Annotated in this window: 1 protein-coding gene; it reads right to left on the bottom strand. The window is 60.1% G+C overall.

Annotated features, from left to right (window positions below; all coding sequences use genetic code 11):
- Positions 1-401, bottom strand: a 401-nt coding sequence (locus tag E0L35_RS25890; RefSeq protein WP_212751731.1) for a hypothetical protein, incomplete at both ends; no start/stop codon positions are given.

The raw sequence follows: 401 nt of genomic DNA, 5'->3' as shown, positions 1-401 counted from the left end.
CAATACAGACGCTCTCCGCCGTGTCAAATATCCGGTCCACCGCACCGGTAAACTGTTCACGGGCCTGAGACCGGACAGATTCCGTGCGCAGCTCGTCCTGCAGGCGGGTCATCAGGGGACTGGCGGCATGGTCGGGAAGCGCTGTCATGAGCGCACTGACCAGCGTATCCACTTCCCAGCCGGTGCGGACCGATACGGCCACAACCGGATGTACAGGCCGGAACAGACGGAATACCGCCTCCGTTTTTTCGCGAATGTTCTGTGCCTGTGCGGGAGAAGGCTGAATGCCGGCCATATCCCATTCATGGCAGGGCTCCGTTTTGTCGGCCTGCGTCACCACAAACAGCACCTGCTGATGTCCCCGGTGCAGGATGTGTCGCCAGAAATACTCATCCACAGAC

Origin of the sequence: Halomonas sp. ATBC28 (genome assembly GCF_005937175.1) — a bacterium.
Taxonomy (GTDB): Bacteria; Pseudomonadota; Gammaproteobacteria; order Pseudomonadales; family Halomonadaceae; genus Vreelandella; species Vreelandella titanicae.
The sequence above is the reverse complement of the archived record's forward strand: the minus strand, read 5'-3'. Positions and strand labels throughout refer to the sequence as shown.